Origin of the sequence: Chryseobacterium sp. 2VB, assembly GCF_005503635.1 — a bacterium.
Taxonomy (GTDB): Bacteria; Bacteroidota; Bacteroidia; order Flavobacteriales; family Weeksellaceae; genus Chryseobacterium; species Chryseobacterium cupriresistens.
The window spans coordinates 47163-63442 of sequence record NZ_SCNC01000028.1 but is presented as its reverse complement, the minus strand read 5'-3'; the positions used below and the strand labels follow the sequence as shown (position 1 = coordinate 63442).

Annotated in this window: 13 protein-coding genes and 1 tRNA gene; 10 read left to right on the top strand and 4 right to left on the bottom strand. The window is 38.6% G+C overall.

The window, feature by feature from the left end; translation table 11 throughout:
• Positions 1 to 262: 262 nt before the first annotated feature.
• The 4 genes from FFS26_RS19560 to FFS26_RS19545 are packed head-to-tail and all read left to right on the top strand — an operon-like array spanning position 263 to position 6327.
• On the top strand, positions 263 to 595 hold the full coding sequence (locus FFS26_RS19560) for a hypothetical protein (protein WP_137905892.1): 333 nt from the start codon (positions 263 to 265) through the stop codon (positions 593 to 595).
• A gap of 60 nt (positions 596 to 655) precedes the next feature.
• A complete protein-coding gene (locus FFS26_RS19555; protein WP_137905891.1) occupies positions 656 to 1744 on the top strand; it encodes an efflux RND transporter periplasmic adaptor subunit in 1089 nt (362 codons plus the stop codon).
• 28 nt (positions 1745 to 1772) lie between these two features.
• The gene (locus FFS26_RS19550; RefSeq protein ID WP_137905890.1) at positions 1773 to 4895 is read left to right on the top strand and encodes an efflux RND transporter permease subunit; all 3123 of its coding nucleotides are present in this window, start codon (positions 1773 to 1775) and stop codon (positions 4893 to 4895) included.
• Positions 4876 to 6327, top strand: coding sequence for a TolC family protein (locus tag FFS26_RS19545; RefSeq protein ID WP_137905889.1), 1452 nt, complete (start codon positions 4876 to 4878; stop codon positions 6325 to 6327). Before FFS26_RS19550 ends, FFS26_RS19545 begins: the two co-directional genes overlap by 20 nt.
• A 226-nt stretch (positions 6328 to 6553) precedes the next feature.
• Here FFS26_RS19545 and FFS26_RS19540 read toward each other — a convergent pair whose 3' ends face one another.
• On the bottom strand, positions 6554 to 6982 hold the full coding sequence (locus tag FFS26_RS19540) for a cold shock domain-containing protein (protein WP_002981005.1): 429 nt from the start codon (positions 6980 to 6982) through the stop codon (positions 6554 to 6556).
• A gap of 684 nt (positions 6983 to 7666) precedes the next feature.
• On the opposite strand from FFS26_RS19540, the gene FFS26_RS19535 reads away from it, so the two are divergent.
• Positions 7667 to 8422: an SDR family oxidoreductase gene (locus FFS26_RS19535; protein WP_137905888.1), complete on the top strand. Its 756-nt coding sequence runs from the start codon at positions 7667 to 7669 to the stop codon at positions 8420 to 8422.
• 79 nt (positions 8423 to 8501) lie between these two features.
• On the opposite strand, the gene lgt is transcribed toward FFS26_RS19535, so the two are convergent.
• Complete coding sequence (gene lgt / locus FFS26_RS19530; protein ID WP_137905887.1) at positions 8502 to 9338, bottom strand: prolipoprotein diacylglyceryl transferase; 837 nt, start codon at positions 9336 to 9338, stop codon at positions 8502 to 8504.
• A gap of 181 nt (positions 9339 to 9519) precedes the next feature.
• Here lgt and FFS26_RS19525 point away from each other — a divergent pair, with 181 nt between their 5' ends.
• The 5 genes from FFS26_RS19525 to FFS26_RS19505 all read left to right on the top strand — a co-directional run bounded on the left by FFS26_RS19525 (position 9520) and on the right by FFS26_RS19505 (position 15030).
• Entirely contained in the window at positions 9520 to 10215 is a 696-nt protein-coding gene (locus tag FFS26_RS19525; RefSeq protein WP_137905886.1) for a VIT family protein, read from the top strand.
• Between the two features lie 222 nt (positions 10216 to 10437).
• Positions 10438 to 11757, top strand: coding sequence for an aspartate kinase (locus tag FFS26_RS19520; protein WP_110009185.1), 1320 nt, complete (start codon positions 10438 to 10440; stop codon positions 11755 to 11757).
• 272 nt (positions 11758 to 12029) lie between these two features.
• On the top strand, positions 12030 to 12764 hold the full coding sequence (locus FFS26_RS19515) for a helix-turn-helix transcriptional regulator (RefSeq protein WP_137905885.1): 735 nt from the start codon (positions 12030 to 12032) through the stop codon (positions 12762 to 12764).
• A gap of 71 nt (positions 12765 to 12835) precedes the next feature.
• On the top strand, positions 12836 to 13369 hold the full coding sequence (locus tag FFS26_RS19510; protein WP_137905884.1) for a dihydrofolate reductase family protein: 534 nt from the start codon (positions 12836 to 12838) through the stop codon (positions 13367 to 13369).
• Positions 13370 to 13452: 83 nt separating this feature from the next.
• Positions 13453 to 15030, top strand: coding sequence for a Na+/H+ antiporter (locus FFS26_RS19505; RefSeq protein WP_137905883.1), 1578 nt, complete (start codon positions 13453 to 13455; stop codon positions 15028 to 15030).
• A gap of 265 nt (positions 15031 to 15295) precedes the next feature.
• On the opposite strand, the gene FFS26_RS19500 is transcribed toward FFS26_RS19505, so the two are convergent.
• Both FFS26_RS19500 and FFS26_RS19495 read right to left on the bottom strand, forming a co-directional pair.
• Positions 15296 to 15375: transfer RNA gene (locus tag FFS26_RS19500), tRNA-Leu, on the bottom strand.
• A 92-nt stretch (positions 15376 to 15467) separates the two neighbouring features.
• Entirely contained in the window at positions 15468 to 16235 is a 768-nt protein-coding gene (locus tag FFS26_RS19495) for an MBL fold metallo-hydrolase (protein WP_137905882.1), read from the bottom strand.
• Between the last annotated feature and the right edge of the window lie 45 nt (positions 16236 to 16280).

The following is a 16280-nucleotide window of genomic DNA, read 5'->3' as shown; positions in this document are numbered from 1 at the left end:
TGAGGACATTTCTAAAGCACAATATACTTCCTGAGTTATTTAGCCAAAACTGTTCTCTCACCCCTTTTGCTTTGTATGTAAATTTATTCTTTTGCAAACATAGGAGCCAAAACCTAATCCCATTTTTCATTCAGAATTTTAAAAGTTGGATTCACTAATTGTTTAAGTTTTTTTAACAATTCCATGGCCGGATTTTCCAGTAGAAATGCCTATTTTTGCACAACTATCGTTTTTACTGAAAAACTAAAGTATTCTGATTGACATGGCAGGTCTGAGGTCATTTTTCTTACTTTATATCATACTGGTTTTTTCCCTTTTCAATTCGAATTGGGCGGAAAAGTCTTTGAGAAATATCCCTCATGTTCCTCCTGTAACCAATATTCATGTTCTGGATGTTTACGAGGAAGCAGATATGAATACGCATGCGCTGCCTGCTGCTTCAAAAATTGTAAAACATTCAGTTAAAAAAAATGATTCTGCCATTGCAGACTTTTCAGGAATATTAAAAGTTATTCCAAAAGTTTCCCTTCCTGAGATTGCGGTTTCCACAATTTGTGGCGTTAAATCCTTTCTCCATCTCCTCCAGCTGTATTAGGTTTAAGTTTCTGAATGCCAAATCATTTTAACGGAAATCTTATAACTTAAACATTTAAAAATGTATTTTAAAACTGTAATAATTTGCATTCTTGCAACATTATTCGCTGTGTCATGCAGTAAAGACAAGAAAAAAAACAATCAAAAAGATAAAGAAGTTCCCGTACTGGAAATCAAGGAAAAAGATACATTGGTGAGCAACCAGTTTGTGACCGATATCCAGGCTAAAAAAAATGTTGAAATGCGTTCCAGAATCGGAGGTATTATCCAGCATATCTATGTTAATGAGGGACAGTTTGTTCAGCAGGGACAGGCTTTATTCAAAATTAATGATGCTGAGCTGCAAATGGAACTTCTGAAAGCCAATGCAGCATTAAAACAGACTGAAGCAGACGTTCGTATTGCAGAAGTAGAGCTGAAGCAGATTCAGAGCCTTCATGCCAAGAAATTTGTAGCTAATAACGAGCTGGAAATGGTAAAGGCAAAACTATCTTCAGCAAAGGCAAAACATGCCTTTGCCGATGCAGAAAAAAGATCGGTTCTTCAGAAAATAAGCTTTACAAAAATTACAGCACCTTTTGATGGAGTGATTGATGTGATTCCTCATAAAGACGGAAGTTTAGTGGAAAACGGAACTTTATTAACCACACTTTCACAACTGAATGAGGTGTATGCATATTTCTCCATTCCTGAAAACCTATATTTTGAGCTTTTGGCCAATGATAAGATCGGAAACCATCAAAAGATTGAGCTGACGCTGCCTAACGGGGTGAATTACCAGTTCAACGGAGCTTTGAAAACAGCCGAAGGGGAAATCGACAGAACTACAGGTTCTATTCGATATAAAGTGCTTTTCCCGAATCCGGACCGTTTGATCAAACACGGTACTTCCGGGAAGCTTATCATTTCCGAACAGCAGGATAATGCGATCCTTATTCCACAGAAATCGACCTTCTCCATTCAGGATAAGACCTATGTTTTTGTTGTGGATAAACAGAATAAAGTGAAAATGACCAATATTAAGATCGGAACTACCCTGAGAGATTCTTATATGGTGGAAAGTGGTCTTAAAAAAGGAGATTTAATCATTTATGAAGGAACTCAGTCTTTAAAAGATGGAGATATCATCAAAATCAAAAAGAAGTATTAACCTTTCATAATCTTTAAATCAATCGACTATGGTAGAAATGTTTATAAGACGAAAGGTTCTTTCGTTGGTTATTTCCATATTATTTGTATTGCTGGGAATTATGGCATTGCTGAAAATGCCCATCACCCAGTTTCCCGACATTGTACCGCCTTCAGTAACCGTTACAGCAAAATATACAGGAGCGAATGCTGAAGTGTCTGCCAATGCGGTGGCTCTTCCTCTGGAGCGTGCCATCAACGGAGTTCCGGGGATGACGTATATGTCTACGGTAACCTCCAATGACGGTCTTACCCTTATTCAGGTGTTCTTTGAAGTAGGAACAGATCCTGATGTGGCAGCAGTAAACGTTCAGAACAGGGTAACCACTATTCTTGATGAACTTCCTGAAGAGGTAATCAGAGCCGGGGTAACTACTGAAAAAGAGGTGAACAGTATGCTGATGTACCTTAATATCACAAGTACAGATCCGAGCCAGGATGAACAGTTCATTTATAACTTTACGGATATCAACGTCCTTCAGGAATTGAAACGTATTGATGGAGTAGGACGTGCTGAAATTATGGGACAGAAAGAATATTCGATGAGAGTATGGCTGGATCCTCAGAAAATGGCAGCGTACAATATTTCTGCAGATGAGGTAATCACTTCCCTGCAAAAACAGAATATTTCCGCTGCACCTGGAAAAGTAGGGGAAACCTCTGGTAAAACCTCAAGCCAGCTTCAGTATGTTATAAAATACAAAGGAAAGTTTTTTGAGCCTAAACAATATGAAGAAGTTCCCATCAGATCTGATGTGGACGGAACCATTTTAAAGCTTAAAGATATTGCTAAAGTGGAGTTTGGAGCCATGAACTACGGAATGGTTTCCAAAACAGACGGAAGACCTTCTGCATCCATTATGATGAAGCAGCGCCCGGGTTCCAACGCATCTGAAGTGATTGAAAGTGTAAAGGCAAAAATGGAAGAATTAAAAGTCACTTCTTTTCCGCCGGGAATGGAATATAACATGGCTTATGATGTTTCCCGATTTCTTGATGCTTCCATCAGTGCAGTGTTAACAACCCTTATTGAAGCCTTTATTCTGGTAGGAATTGTAGTATTTATTTTCCTTCAGGACTGGCGTTCAACATTAATTCCTGTACTGGCTGTTCCGGTAGCATTGGTAGGAACTTTTGCATTTATGAATATGCTGGATTTTTCTGTCAACCTTTTAACCCTTTTTGCGTTGGTTCTGGCCATCGGAATTGTCGTCGATAATGCCATTGTCGTCGTTGAAGCCGTCCACGTGAAAATGGAAGAAGGAATGAATGCGATGGATGCCACCATCAGTGCTACCAAAGAAATTGCAGGAGCGGTAGTAGCGATTACGATCGTAATGTCTGCCGTATTTATTCCCGTGGCATTCCTGGATGGTCCTGTAGGAGTATTTTACCGTCAGTTTTCATTAACGCTGGCCATCAGTATCGTGATTTCTGGGGTGAATGCATTGACACTTACTCCGGCACTTTGTGCTATTATTTTAAAACCTCATGACCACAATAAGAAGAAAACGATCATCGACAGGGCTTTCCAGAGCTTCAATACCGGTTTTGAAAGACTGACGAATGGTTATGTAGGTATTTTATCAAAATTTGCCACAAGAACTACGGTAACTTTCGGGCTGTTATTTCTATTTGTAGGACTTACTTTTGTGACCAGTAAATTCCTGCCAACCGGATTTATCCCAATGGAAGACCAGGGAATGGTGTACGTAAGTGTTACCACTCCGCAGGGCGCAACGGTAGAAAGAACTGAAAAGGTGTTGGATGAAGTGACGGTTATTGCCAAGAAGATCAAAGGAGTAGAAAACGTGACCACACTTGCAGGGTACAGCATCGTAACTGAAATTGCAGGTTCTTCTTACGGAATGGCGATGATTAACCTTAAAGACTGGAAAGAAAGAAGTATTTCAGTAAATGATCTCATTGCAGAACTCTCTGATAAAACAAAAGGTATTGCAGATGCCCAGATAGAAATCTTTGCACCGCCAACCGTTCCCGGATTCGGCAATACCAGTGGTTTTGAATTACGTTTGCTGGACAGAACCGGAGGAACGATTGAAAATACAGATAAGATCACCAAGGATTTTGTTAAAAAACTCAATGAAGCGCCCGAACTGCAGAACAGTTTTACCAGCTTTGATGCTACTTTCCCGCAGTACATGATCAATGTGGATTATGATATGGCAGCAAAGAAAGGAGTTTCGGTAGACAATGCGATGTCTACGCTGCAGACGATGCTGGGATCTTACTATGCTACGAACTTTATCCGTTTCAGCCAGATGTATAAAGTGATGGTGCAGGCAAGTCCTGAGCACAGGGATACCCCTGAAAGTATTCTGAATTTATATTTAAAAAATGATAAAGGCGAAATGGTTCCCTTCTCCACCTTCATTACCATCGAAAGGGTATACGGTCCTGAAGTGCTTACAAGGTACAACATGTATATGTCGGCCATGATCAATGGAGAACCCGCAGACGGTTACAGCTCCGGGGATGCTATTGCTGCTGTGGAACGTGTAGCCAAAGAATCTTTACCAAGGGGATTCGATATTGAATGGTCAGGAATGACAAGAGAAGAAATCCTATCAGGAAACCAGACCGTTTATATCTTCGCGATCTGTCTTTTATTCGTGTACCTTTTATTAGCGGCACAGTATGAAAGTTTCCTTCTTCCAATGCCGGTATTATTAAGCCTTCCGACAGGAATTTTCGGTTCCTATATCGCATTGGTGGCTGCGGGGCTGGATAACAATATTTATGCACAGGTAGCATTGGTCATGCTGATTGGACTTCTGGCCAAAAATGCCATCCTGATCGTGGAATTTGCCGTGGCAAGAAATAAGCAGGGATTTGATATCATTCCTGCAGCTATTGAAGGGGCAAGGCAGCGTTTGAGACCGATTCTGATGACCTCTTTTGCATTCGTAGCAGGGCTTATTCCTTTGTGTATTGCATCAGGAGCCGGAGCCATCGGTAACCGTTCCATTGGTACGGCAGCAGCAGGAGGAATGCTGATTGGAACCATCTTCGGACTGGTGGTGATTCCGGGACTGTATATATTCTTTGCAAAACTTGAAAATAAGAAGAAAAATGAAAAGATTAAATCATAGAAATATATTGTACGGAATAGCATCACTGAGCCTTGTTTCGTGTGCTGTTCCCAAAGTAACGGAGCTGAAAAAAGCTCAGCAATTACCAGAAGAGATTATTAAAGCAGATCAAAATAAAAACCCTGATGAGTTCCGGCAGATCAATCTGAAAGCTTACTTTACGGATCCGCAGCTGCTTGAGCTTTTTGATAAAGTAGTTCAGGCAAATCCGGACTTCCAGATTGCCCGGCAAAGGGTGGAAATTGCCAACAGCTTCCTTCAGAGATCAAAGATGGATCTGCTGCCATCCCTTGAAGTGGGAGCAGAGGTTTCCGGTAATCATTATGGAAAATATACAATGGAAGGTGTGGGAAACTATGATACCAATCTTTCGCCTAATATTACGGAAGACCAGAAAATCAACAGGGATTTTACTCCTAATTACTGGCTGGGAGCAAGAAGCAGCTGGGAAATTGATGCCTGGGGAAAGCTGAAAAATAAGAAGATTGCTGCGCAGAAGAAATATCTCGCTTCAACGGAAGGATTAAGATTATTGCAGGTAGAGCTTTTCACCGATATTGCGAATCTCTATTATCAGCTGGTTGCTTTAGATAACCGTCTTGCGATTTATCAGAAAAACTATAAACTTCAGCAAAGAGCCTTTGAAATTGTTCTGGCCCAGCGTGAAGTGGGAAAAGCTACGGAATTGGCAGTTCAGCAGTTTAAAGCCCAGAATAACAACTGGCTGGCAGAGATTGAACACATCAAAGTGGAAATCGTTACAGTAGAGCAGGCGATCACAACATTAACGGGAAGCTATGGCGGAGAGGTGAAGCGCGGTAAAATACTGATGCCTACCAATATGGAAGTATTAAATAAAACCATTAATGTAGAAAATGTGATCCATTCCAGACCGGATGTAGCTGCCAATTATTATGTTTTAGAAGCTTCTCAGGCTGATGCAAAGGCTGCAAGAGCTGCTTTTTATCCCAAGATTGATCTGGGGGCCGGTTTCGGACTGAATTCTTTTTCCGTTGAAACCCTGTTTAAACCAAGTTCACTGGCCGGACAATTGTTGGGAGGATTAATGGTTCCTGTTTTCAATAAAGGGCAGCTGAAATATGAATTTAAGGTAGCGAGCAAAGAGCAGGAAATTGCCTTTTTAAACTATCAGAAAAGTATCACAACAGCTTTTAATGAACTGCAGTCGATTTTGAAACAGACCAAGATATATGAACGTGTTCTGAAACTGAAATCAGAAGAAGTAGGCTTTCTCGACCGTGGTGTTGAGGTTTCCAATGATCTGTACCTTACAGGATACGCCAACTATTTTGAACTGATCAATTCACAGAAGAGCAAATTAACTGCTGAACTGGATTTACTGCAGTTCCAGCATCAGAATACCAGAAATAACGTCCTGCTGTTTAAAGCACTAGGAGGGAAACTGGATTAATTTTTACTTTTTTTACGATGAAGGAAGCTGTCTTTTCAGGCAGCTTCTTTTACGGATTCCCGTAATGATCATTGAGATAATTCCGGCATATTGCGTTACAATCTAACTTTTTATAAGTTAACTTTTTTTATATGTCCCTAAAAAAAGAGACTGTCCTAACGGGCAGTCTCTTTGTGTATGGTTTAAAATGAATCTGTTGTCAGAACAAAATCACTTTTAGTACATATTATTTAACAAGCTGAATTTCAACAGCAGAAAATCCTTTAGGAGATTTCTCCTTTTCGAAAGATACTTTGTTTCCTTTTTTTACAGGTTCTGCACAGTTGTTATTGTGGAAGAAGATGTTTTCTTTGGAATTATCTTCCGTAATGAAACCATATCCTTTTTCGCTCAGGAAAGTAACAATTCCTGTTTTTCTTGGATCTTCTTCAATAATAGGTGCTGCACCCAACTGAATATCATCAAGATTTACTTCCTGTCTTTGTTCAGGGGGAGTAGATGTTAATCTTCCGAATTCATCCACGTACATGAATACATCCTCCATGTCCTTCCCTTTGTTGTTGTTCGTTTTACGTTCTTCGCGTCTTAGCGCCTTTTCTTTTTGCTTTTGAATTTTTTTCTTGAAATTTTCCTTTTTAGAAAAAGAATCTGCCATAAATTATTTTTAGTATTTAGTTTCTATAAATTAATTGGTTCAATCTGGTCTGCATCAGACCTATAAAGCCTGCCGATGTTTCCTGTCTTGGATATTTCCAATCATACAGAGCTTTAAAATTCCGACAAGTATTGTTCTTTAATAGAAGAATAAAAGTTAAAAAGATGGCTGCTCAAAAGGCAAAGACTGAATAAAAAATATTCGGGTCGTTACAGAAAACAAAGTAATGACTTGGTTTATTAATATGCAAATATACAACAATAAAATGAATAATCAGGTTTTAAATGATTGATTATCAGAAATGGTTTTAATTGATGCTTGTGTTCTGTATGAAGCGTTACATAAAATTGCAATAATAGTATAAAAAAATCCTCAGAAGTCTGAGGATTATAAAAAAATATATTAAAAATGAAGTGGTGGTGCGTGATACGGGAGGAAGGTATCAAATGTTATGCCTAAAATGGAGGTTGGTTTGGGAATTATATAGGAGTGTTTAACTGAAATGACGTGTTCCGAAGTGTATCTGGTTGGTAAATAGCATTCTATTAAAAACTATTGTTTACATAAAATAATAAACATTTTTTATTCGGTTTAAATGAATAAATAAAAATTCCCGAAAATTTCACCATGTTGAGGCCATTTTTATTATTGACCTTTGTTTTATTAACATTTAAATATAAAAACATGTCAACACAAAATGTACAGGGAAAAGTGGTTTTAATTGCCGGAGGAGGTAAAAACTTAGGAGGATTATTAAGCAGAGATTTTGCCTCAAAAGGAGCAAAGCTGGCTATCCACTACAACAGCGAAAGCTCAAGAGCTGAAAGTGAAAAAACATTGGCTGAGGTACAGGCATTAGGAGCAGAAGCATTCTTATTTCAGGGAGACCTTACCAAAGTAGACAATATCACGAAGTTTTTCGATGAAACTATTTCCCGTTTCGGAGGAGTGAATATTGCCATCAATACTGTTGGGATGGTATTGAAAAAGCCATTTTCTGAAACGACGGAAGCTGAATATGACACCATGTTCAATGTAAACTCGAAATCTGCGTATTTCTTTTTACAGGAAGCGGGTAAAAAACTAAACGATCACGGAAAAATCTGTACGATTGTTACTTCATTGCTGGCAGCGTACACCGGATTGTATTCCACGTATGCAGGAGCAAAAGCACCGGTAGAGCATTTTACAAGAGCGGCTTCGAAAGAATTTGGGGCAAGAGGTATCTCTGTAACGGCAGTAGCACCTGGTCCGATGGATACTCCTTTCTTCTACGGACAGGAAACTGACGATGCTGTCGCTTATCATAAGTCTGCATCCGCATTGGGAGGGCTTACCGATATTAAGGATATTGCTCCGCTGGTGGAATTCCTGGTAACAGAAGGCTGGTGGATTACGGGGCAGACCATATTTGCCAACGGCGGATATACAACAAGATAGTATTTGTAAATCCATTAAAAAAAAGAACTCACTGAAAACAACTTTCAGTGAGTTCTTTTATGGTAAAAGAATAAGGAAATTAAGTGGTTTTAACCTTTCCTTTCTCCAGTATACTTTTGATCATAAAGAATAATCCGAGAAGAACAAACGGAATACTCAGAAGCTGTCCCATATTTAAGCTCATTCCATGTTCGAATTCTACCTGATCCACCTTGATAAATTCAATCAGGATTCTCATAATAAAGATCAGCAGAATGCTTATTCCGAAATAAAACCCTTTTCCGATTTTAAAGATATTCTTCCTGTAGATAAAATAAACAGAGAGGAAAATGATAAAATAAGAGATGGCCTCGTAAAGCTGGGCCGGATGTCTCGGAAGATCATCAACCTGACGGAAGATAAAAGCCCATGGAACATCAGTAGGAATTCCTATAATTTCAGAATTCATGAGATTGGCCAGCCTGATGAAAGTACCACCCAGCGGAAGTACAATCGCTATGGCGTCCAGAACGGTCATGAATGGGATAGAATATTTTCTTGCATAAATGAGAAGCATAATCACCAGACCAATACCGCCGCCATGGCTGGCAAGACCTGCAAATCCGGTGAAATGATAAACCCCATCCGGTCCTTTTTGAATAGGTAAAAATATTTCAAGCGGATGTTGTGAATAATAATCAAAATCGTAAAAAAAGCAGTGCCCCAGTCTTGCACCCACCAGAATTCCGATCAGGGCGTAGGAGAATAAAGCCTCATGGGCTTGTGAACTAAGGCCTTCTTTTTTATAAATTCTTTTTAAAATATTAAGTGATAAAACAAGTCCCGTAAGAAATAATAATCCGTAATATTTTATGGGAAGTCCTAAGATATTGACGATTTCGGGATTAATATCCCAGTTGATATATAATAAATTCATTGCTGCAAAGATAAGAAAATAGGATTTTCTGAACAGAATGATGCTGTTTTGTAATGTTATGTTTTGATTTATAGTGTATTAATGCTGTATTGGGGAGCCTTCCCTATAAGAATGAATATAATTTAAAATGATTCTTGACGAAATATTGGGTAACTTTAGCCTGCCACCAAAAAGAAAATTTATGCATCATCAGCTGGAAAAACATTATGTAAACAGGGTAGGCTGGCTTAGGGCAGCTGTATTGGGAGCAAATGACGGATTGTTATCCACCACAAGTATTGTCATTGGAGTTGCGGCGGCAGAACCGGAACGTCATATCATTATCCTTGCTGCATTAGCAGGTATGATTGCCGGGGCAATGTCTATGGCTGCCGGTGAATATGTTTCTGTAAGTTCCCAGGAAGATACAGAAAGAGCAGATTTGCTACGCGAGAAGCGGGAACTTGAAGAGATGCCGGAAATAGAGCTTAGAGAACTGGCCAAAGTGTATGAAAAAAGAGGCTGTACCCAGGAAACGGCAATGCAGGTAGCTATTGAACTTACAGAACACGATGCGCTTGGAGCACATGCCCGTGACGAACTGGGAATTAATGAAATAACACAGGCCAAGCCATTGCTGGCAGCAATGGCTTCATTCGGTTCATTTGCTGTGGGAGCTTTACTGCCTTTTACCGTTTCTCTTTTGGCGCCACTCAAACAAATGGTGTATTTCCAATATGGTTTTTCAATCATCTTTTTAATGCTTTTGGGGGCAATTTCTGCCAGAGCCGGAGGTTCCAGCATTAAGATAGCGGTATTAAGAATCTGTTTCTGGGGAACCGTTGCGATGGGAATTACAGCATTGGTGGGGCATATTTTCGGAGTTAATGTGGCATAAATGTCAGATAAAATGATTTTTGTTGTGAGATTAATAAAAATCCGTATATTTGCCGAGCAAAAAAAGAAAATGAACTTATCTAACCTTAAAAAAGCAAAGAAACAGAACTTACGTCGAACGTCGTGAGTCATTTTCCTTTGGTTAGAAACTAAAATATATCAGGAGCTTGTCATCACGACAAGCTCTTTTTTTTTGGAAAATATTTAACAATTTATATCTATTATGAAAGTATTAAAATTTGGAGGAACTTCAGTAGGAAGTCCGGAGAGAATCGAACAGTTATTACCGATCATCAGATCTCAGGCAGCAGATAAACACCTTGTTGTTTTATCAGCTGTTTCCGGAACTACAAACGATTTGGTAAAATTATCGGAGCTGTATGAGAACAAAGATATTGAAGCCGCTTACCAACATATTGATGTACTGTACGACAAATACAAAAAATTTGTCAATGAGCTATTTAAAACTGAAGAAGGTATTTCAGAAGCATTACTATTCATTGACAAAATATTTGATCTGTTTTATCAGTTTAAAAATAAAAACTTTAACTCCAGTGCAGAGCGTGTTATTCTGGCTCAGGGAGAAATTATTTCAACAACGCTTTTCCATTTACATTTAAAAGAAATTGAAGTTCCGTCAGTATTATTGTCAGCGCTTGATTTCATGCTGATTGATGAAGATAAAGAACCGAATATCGATTACATCAGAGAACATGCAGAGCGTAAAATTGCAGAATTCCCGGAGGAAACCTTATTTATCACCCAGGGGTACATCTGCAGAAATGCTGAGGGTGAAATTGATAATTTACAAAGAGGAGGTTCAGATTATACCGCTTCATTACTAGGGGCAGCACTGCAGGTTGAAGAAATCCAGATCTGGACAGATATTGACGGATTCCATAATAATGATCCGAGATATGTTCAAAATACAAAATCTATTGCCAGACTTAGCTTTGACGAAGCTGCCGAATTATCCTATTTTGGAGCTAAAATTCTTCATCCGCAAAGTGTTTTTCCGGCAAGAAAATATAATGTTCCCGTAAGATTGCTGGATACGATGAATTTAAGTGCGTCCGGAACTTTGATCTCCGGGGAAGCTACCAATCAAAATCAGATTGTGGCTATAGCAGCAAAGGATAATATTACGGCAATCCGTATTCAGTCTTCCCGAATGTTGATGGCTTACGGATTTTTAAGAAAGGTTTTCGAAGTTTTCGAACGCTACAAAACTCCTATTGATATGATTACTACTTCTGAAGTAGCTGTTTCACTTACCATAGACCAAACCGATTATCTTTCTGAAATTGTGAAAGAACTGGAATCTTTCTCAGCCGTTGAGATTGATAACGAACAGTCTATCGTTTGTATCGTAGGTGATTTCAGAAAAAACAACAACGGATATGCTACGATTGTTTCCGAGGCGGTAAAACATATTCCGATCAGAATGATTTCTTACGGAGGAAGTGAAAATAATATTTCACTGCTTGTTTCATCTGCGTATAAGATAGAAGCCTTGAGATCCCTTCATAACAGATTGTTTTAAGAATTAAGTAAGTATGATTTAAATAATTGAAATAACCCAGACTACATCCCATGGTTATTTCATGTGAATGTTTTTAAGCAATGAATCCCAGGCTACAGGCTGGGATTTATTATGAAATGAAGTCACCATGACATGAAAGACATAAACCGTAACGGAGAATAAGATTGGGCTTAGAATCATCTGCAAAGGGATATTTTTGTATATTTAATTATATACTATTAAAAATATTAACTAATACTTACAGATAACCTAAAGAACGAATAGTATAAACCATGCAGTACAAAAAAATAAAACCTTGTAAAGAATTAGAACCTTTTATTCATTTCTATTGGGAATTGAAAGAAAATCTGATAGAAAAACAATGGGAAAGGGTTTTCCCGGATGGCTGCGCAGGTATACTGATAAATTTGGGAAATAAATGTTTAACCGATAATGGCCTTTTCTCAATGGAATCAGGAAAGACTTATGTGGTCGGGGCCATGAATTCTTTCAAGGATAGTTTTATTGACAGCGAAACCCATTTAGCAGGCGTGTGCCTGAAACCTGCCACTTTTTCAAATTTTTACAGCTATGCCTCACAAAATGAATTGACAAATGCTACTGTTGAATTTGAAAAGGGCAAGTCGTTTAATGTTGAGAAAACATTAGACAACCCTTTCCATTATTTTGACCAGTTTTTTTCCGATAGACTAAAAAACAAAAATATCCGGCTGCAGGAAGTTCTTAATCATATACATTCAACAAACGGAAAAGTAAGTATTAACGAGCTGGCCAAAATACATTGTACGACTGTAAGACAGCTGGAACGGAATTTTAAAAAACTCATCGGATTATCACCCAGGGAATATTCAAATATTATCCGGTTTCAGTATGCTATGAGTTTGATTAAAAGTTCAGATCAAAACCGGAGCTTATTGGAAATTGCGTTTGAATGCGGCTATTATGATCATTCACATCTTACCAACGAAATCAAACGAAATACGGGACTTGCCCCTTCATTGCTTTAATTTGTCGCATTTTTACAAAGTGCAGATCGTTGTGTAGAAGTAAATTTGCTGCTATATTAAAATCAAAATCAATGCGAAAACTATCACTTTTTATTGCTATGAGCTTAGATGGCTACATAGCCCAACCCAATAACGACCTGAGCTTTCTGAAAATAGTGGAAAAAGAAGGTGAAGACTATGGGTATTCAGACTTTACTGCCCAGATTGACACTGTAATTGTAGGTAGGAAAACCTATGATTATGTGATGAAAGAAATTGGCCCGTCTCATTATGACAACGGCCAGCGGGATGTTTACGTAATCACAGGAACAACAAGGCCGAAAGAGGGCAGAACGACTTTCTATACAGGAGATATATCAGAATTGGTTAACCATTTAAAATCCAGGGAAGGAAAAAATATATATTGTGACGGTGGTGCTGAACTAATCAATGAATTATTGAAGTATGATCTGATAGACGAATTTATTATTTCTGTGATTCCTGTCTTATTAGGCGGCGGAACAAAGCTTTTTAAAGATGACCGCCCCGGGCAGGCACTTGAATATATTACTTCAAAAACATTTGAAACCGGATTGATACAGCTGCATTATAATAGAAAAAAGTAATAGTTTTCCGATAAAACTGCGCTAAGTAAAATGGGTATGGTTTTTAAAAATTTAATATATATTTAAGTGTCTAAATTTTTCCTATGCTTAAAGACTTTGAATTTTATCTGTTCCTCGTTTTCTTAATTACGATGCTGATCATGCTGGCTAATAAAATTAAAGTAGCATATCCGGTTTTGCTGGTATTGGCCGGACTCGTCATCAGTTTTATTCCCGGAGTGCCGCCTGTTAAAATAGAACCTGAATTACTATTTATCATCTTTTTACCTCCTTTGCTATACGAAGCTGCGTGGTCAACCTCATGGAAAGAACTTTGGAGATGGCGCAGGATTATTTTCAGCTTTGCTTTTGTAGTGGTTTTCTTTACTGCATTGTCCGTTGCAGCTTTTGCCAATTATTTTATTCCCGGGTTTTCTCTGGCTCTTGGTTTTCTATTGGGTGGGATTGTTTCTCCACCTGATGCCGTGAGTGCCGGAGCAATTCTGAAATTTGTAAAGGTTCCGAAAAGGCTTTCTTCCATTCTGGAAGGTGAAAGTCTGCTGAATGATGCTTCTTCTCTGATTATTTTCAGGTTTGCTATGATTGCTGCTGCAACCGGACAGTTTGTGTGGCATGAAGCAGCCGGAAGTTTTGTATGGATGTGCTTCGGAGGTGTGGGGATCGGACTTGTAATAGCGTACGTCTTTCTGAAAATACATAAGATGTTACCTACCGATTCAAATATAGATATTCTGCTGACTTTTATTGCTCCGTTTTCTATGTATCTGGCTGCAGAACAACTGCATGCATCAGGAGTCCTGGCAGTGGTAACCGGAGGGCTGTTTCTTTCCTATCGGAGCCATGATTTTCTCAGCAGTGCGTCGCGGATACGTACGGTAACAGTTTGGGAAAGTCTTTGCTTTCTGTTAAACGGAATTGTTTTTATGCTTATCGGGTTAGATTTGCCGGAAATTGTTTCAGGTTTAGGTAACACAGATATTTATACTGCGATAGGCTATGGAATTGCAGTCACTATAGTCTTGATTATTGTCAGGATTTTAGCAGGATATGGAGCACTGGTTACTACCTTAATTATGAGAAATTTTATTACCGTTGCGGATCCACAGTCGCCAGGCTGGCAAACTCCCCTGATTATTGGGTGGACCGGCATGAGGGGAGTAGTTTCCCTGGCAGCAGCACTTTCCATTCCTATGACTTTAGATGATGGATCTCCGTTTCCACAAAGAAATATGATCCTGTTTATTACATTTATTGTGATTCTGGTAACACTGCTTTTACAAGGACTTACGCTTCCTTTTTTACTTAAGAAATTTCCGCCGGTCGACCGTGATTTCGTAAGAAGTGCAAAAGAGATCGATTACGACATTCAGAACAGTCTGGCAAAAGTAGCGCTTGATAAAATCCGGAGCGACTATGCTGATAAAATAGACAGTTTTCCTGCCTTGAAAGATCAGTTACAGAAATATGAAAACCAGTTGAGCAGTTCTGAAATTATTTTAAATTACGAAGAATACAGACATATTTATATTGACATTCTCGACACCCAAAGAAGCTGGCTTATCCATAAAAACCGTGAGGAACTGTTACTGGATGAAAATATTATCAGAAAACATCTGAGACTATTGGATTTGCAGGAGGAAAGATTGAATATGAAAGGATAATACTGTTTACTTCATAGCGTAAGTTAAAAAAGAACCCGTCTTACAACTTGTGAAACGGATTCTTTTTATGTTTTTATCTCATTTCACCGAAATACTTAAGGTAAAGCGTTCTCACACTCCATCAATTCTTGTTGAAAAAAGATTTTCTTTGTTTTTCTCAAAGTGTTACGTTTAGGTACCTAATGTATTCGGTTCAGGGGAAATTACAATGATATAATACTTAAATAAAAACCTCTGAAAATCAAATGATTTCAGAGGCTTTTTGTACCCAGGACCGGGATCGAACCGGTACTCCTAAGAACTGGTGTTTGAGACCAGCGCGTCTACCAATTCCGCCACCTGGGCTTGATGTTGAGTTCAAACGTGATGTTTGTTTCAAATTGGTGTGCAAATATATGAACTTTTTTCAATGTTCAAAAGCTTTTTGAAGAATTTTTTTAAAAATTAAGTTCCAAACCATCGTAGGCAAGGTGTATTCCGGCCGGAAGCTCCTTATCTTCAATGTCATGCAGTCCCAGATGATGACTGATGTGGGTTAAAAATAACTTTTTAGGTTTTAGCTCTTCAAATAATTTAATAACATCCGGAAGGATAAAATGGGCAGGATGGGGATCAAATTTTCTGATGCAGTTTAAGATCAGGACATCAAGATCCTTCAGTTTTTGCTTTTCCGTTTCAGAAATAAAGCCGGCATCCGTAATGTAAGCCAGTTGTTTAAACTTATATCCGAAAACGGTAATTTTATAGTGAATCACCTCCACAGGAGTGATTTCTGTGTCCAATACCTCAAAAGGCTTATTTTCTATTTCGTGTAGCTCAAAAGCGGGTGCGCCGGGATATCTTACATCCGCAAAAGCATAAGGAAATCTGTTTTTTATCTCATGAGCCACCCTTGAATAGCAGTACAACGGAACATCTTTTCCACTTTTAAATATCAGGGGCCGCATATCATCCAGCCCGATCACGTGGTCATTATGTTCATGGGTAATCAGAGCAATGTCTACAGTATGTTCATGGTTGGTAAGCATTTGCTGCCTGAAATCCGGTCCGCAGTCGATCAGAATTTTTTTATTTTCGTCCGTGGTAACCATCACGGAAGAACGTAAACGTTTGTCTTTGGGATTTTCTGAAGTACACACTTCACATGTACAGCCTATAACGGGTACACCTTGAGAAGTACCGGTTCCTAAAAATTTCAACTTCATTTTGTTTTGAGGTTGGTTTAATTTTGGTAAATTTACAAAAAATTT

Bases quoted from the DNA above. Each gene is read 5' to 3' on its own strand.
- FFS26_RS19510 (WP_137905884.1), top strand. From the start codon at position 12,836: ATGCGAAAACTATCACTTTTTATTGCTATGAGCTTAGATGGCTACATA.
- FFS26_RS19525 (WP_137905886.1), top strand. From the start codon at position 9,520: ATGCATCATCAGCTGGAAAAACATTATGTAAACAGGGTAGGCTGGCTT.
- FFS26_RS19505 (WP_137905883.1), top strand. From the start codon at position 13,453: ATGCTTAAAGACTTTGAATTTTATCTGTTCCTCGTTTTCTTAATTACG.
- FFS26_RS19515 (WP_137905885.1), top strand. From the start codon at position 12,030: ATGCAGTACAAAAAAATAAAACCTTGTAAAGAATTAGAACCTTTTATT.
- FFS26_RS19540 (WP_002981005.1), bottom strand. From the start codon at position 6,982: ATGGCAGATTCTTTTTCTAAAAAGGAAAATTTCAAGAAAAAAATTCAA.
- lgt (WP_137905887.1), bottom strand. From the start codon at position 9,338: ATGAATTTATTATATATCAACTGGGATATTAATCCCGAAATCGTCAAT.
- FFS26_RS19560 (WP_137905892.1), top strand. From the start codon at position 263: ATGGCAGGTCTGAGGTCATTTTTCTTACTTTATATCATACTGGTTTTT.
- FFS26_RS19550 (WP_137905890.1), top strand. From the start codon at position 1,773: ATGGTAGAAATGTTTATAAGACGAAAGGTTCTTTCGTTGGTTATTTCC.
- FFS26_RS19520 (WP_110009185.1), top strand. From the start codon at position 10,438: ATGAAAGTATTAAAATTTGGAGGAACTTCAGTAGGAAGTCCGGAGAGA.
- FFS26_RS19495 (WP_137905882.1), bottom strand. From the start codon at position 16,235: ATGAAGTTGAAATTTTTAGGAACCGGTACTTCTCAAGGTGTACCCGTT.
- FFS26_RS19535 (WP_137905888.1), top strand. From the start codon at position 7,667: ATGTCAACACAAAATGTACAGGGAAAAGTGGTTTTAATTGCCGGAGGA.
- FFS26_RS19555 (WP_137905891.1), top strand. From the start codon at position 656: ATGTATTTTAAAACTGTAATAATTTGCATTCTTGCAACATTATTCGCT.
- FFS26_RS19545 (WP_137905889.1), top strand. From the start codon at position 4,876: ATGAAAAGATTAAATCATAGAAATATATTGTACGGAATAGCATCACTG.